This window comes from Mesorhizobium sp. M7A.F.Ca.CA.004.06.1.1, from assembly GCF_003999135.1.
Taxonomy (GTDB): Bacteria; Pseudomonadota; Alphaproteobacteria; order Rhizobiales; family Rhizobiaceae; genus Mesorhizobium.
In genome coordinates, this window is record NZ_RZPQ01000917.1 from 1 (window position 1) to 2,044 (window position 2,044).

A 2,044-nucleotide genomic window follows, 5' to 3' on the forward strand; every position below is an offset into this window, starting at 1 on the left:
GTCGGAGACGGTGTAGACGGTGGCGCCGCGAATGCCCTTGACGCTGATCGTGTCGGCATGGATCGAAATAAGCAGGTCGGCCTCATGCTGACGGGCGATGCGCACGCGGTCATCAAGACGCAGGAATTCGTCTGTGTCGCGCGTCATGAACACATCATAATTGCCAACGGCTGCGAGTTTGTCGCGCAGCTCCGTGGCGAAGGCCAGCGTGACATTCTTCTCGATGGTGCCGTTCAGGCCCTCGGCACCGCCGTCGATGCCGCCATGGCCGGGATCGATGACGACGGTGAACCGATGACCCGGATTGGAAACCGGTCCGGTGCCGACCCGCCCTCCCTTGTCGGTCGAAACGGTCGATCCGGTGGTCAGCGCCTGATTGGCCAGCGCCACATCGAACTCGCGCTCGGATGCCGCCGACATGTCGATGGCAATGCGGTAGCCGGTTCCGTCCTCGTTCTTGAGCACGTCGAGCTTGTCGACGGCAAAGGGACCCTTGCCGGTGAGGATCAGCCGCGAAACGCCCTCGCTAAGCGCGCCCAGACGCACGCCCTTGACCAGGCCCCGCGCCTTCAAATCCTTGGCATCAACGGCGAATCTCGTATTCGCGAGATCGATGACAAGACGGTTGGGACCGCGCAGCAGGAACCATTTGATATCGGGTTCGCGATCGAAGTCCATGACGATGCGCATCTTGGTGGCATCGCCGGCCATCTTGTAACCTTTTGCCACGAGCGGAGCGTCGGCGGCATTGGCTTTTGAGGACAAGGCAGATGAGACCGCCAGCAGCAGCAAGAGGCAGAAAGCGGCCAGGATCCGGCCGCAGACACGACATCCCTTGTCTGTGAAGTCCGCCAATCCCATCTCTCTTCCAGTCGCTCCCGGTTTGGCGCCCGGCGCCGGTCGTTTCGTCGAAATGCCGGTTAGGCCGCGAACTCGATTAACGATTGGTATCCAGAGAAGGTTAACCAAGCCTTTTCATGCAAGGGCGGCAAGCTGGCTTACGCTACGGAACGGCTTTTTGCCGGCATCGGAAATCGGGGTTGCCTTCCACCCCGCCAAATCATAAAAGCGATGGTGGATCACTGCAATCCTGGAACCGCCCTCCTCCGCAGCTTCTTGCTACAGGGTCAGACGTAAAGGCGGCTCCTTTCGCTTCAGGCGAAAAGGGTTCAGGTGATCGCGACGAATTTCGCAGGCGTGCTCCCGTGGCGGGGGAATCGCCTGCGTGAGGAAAACGGCCGGGTTTGTTCCCGTGCCGGCTCTGTAGGAGCAAACAAGCTGGTCCGGTTCATCCGGGCTTTGGTTCAAAAGGTTCTGTTGGTGACGATGGCTTCAAGCGCAATCATGGAAAGGTCCGCATCAAACCGCGCCATTATGGCTGCGGGCGGCACCGCCATGGCGCTCAAGCGGCGGCTGACGGACGTTCAAATATCCGGCACCCACACTCCAGACACGCAGCAGCAGGCTTTGCCTCGCAAGCTGCGGCTGACGGCTGCCGGGGGGAAACGAAATAATGCCCAACAAAATGCTGATAGACGCCTCCCACCCGGAGGAAACACGCGTTGTCGTCATACGCGGTAACCGTATTGAAGAATTCGACTTTGAATCCCAGGACAAGAAGCAGCTCAAAGGAAACATCTACCTAGCCCGCGTAACGCGCGTAGAGCCCTCCCTTCAGGCAGCCTTTGTCGAATATGGCGGCAACCGTCACGGGTTTCTCGCCTTCAGTGAAATTCACCCCGACTATTACCAGATTCCGGTCGCCGATCGTCAGGCACTGCTGCGCGCGGAAGCGCAGGAGGCTGAGGACGAAGAGAACGAGGACGGCGACGGCGATGATCGCCAGAGCCGCGATCGCGGACGGCGCGGCCGCAGGCGCGGCGGCAAGCCCCGCGACCGGGGCGAGCACAAGCGTGATGCTGCCGATTCCAGCGAGGCAAGCGACACTGCCGACGAGGCGGAAGAGGGCGCCGACGCTGGTTTCGAGGAGATCTCGCACACGTCCGAGATCATCGAACATGCGGCCGATGCGTCCGAACATGCC

At 60.9% G+C, this 2,044-nt stretch carries 1 protein-coding gene and 1 pseudogene; one reads left to right on the top strand and one right to left on the bottom strand.

Annotated features, from left to right (window positions below; translation table 11 throughout):
* On the bottom strand, nt 1-861 hold an 861-nt coding region (locus EN906_RS32080; protein ID WP_164777530.1), incomplete at its 3' end, for an N-acetylmuramoyl-L-alanine amidase.
* Between the two features lie 652 nt (nt 862-1,513).
* Here EN906_RS32080 and EN906_RS32085 point away from each other — a divergent pair.
* Nucleotides 1,514-2,044 (top strand): annotated as a pseudogene (locus EN906_RS32085) (S1 RNA-binding domain-containing protein); the annotation flags it as partial.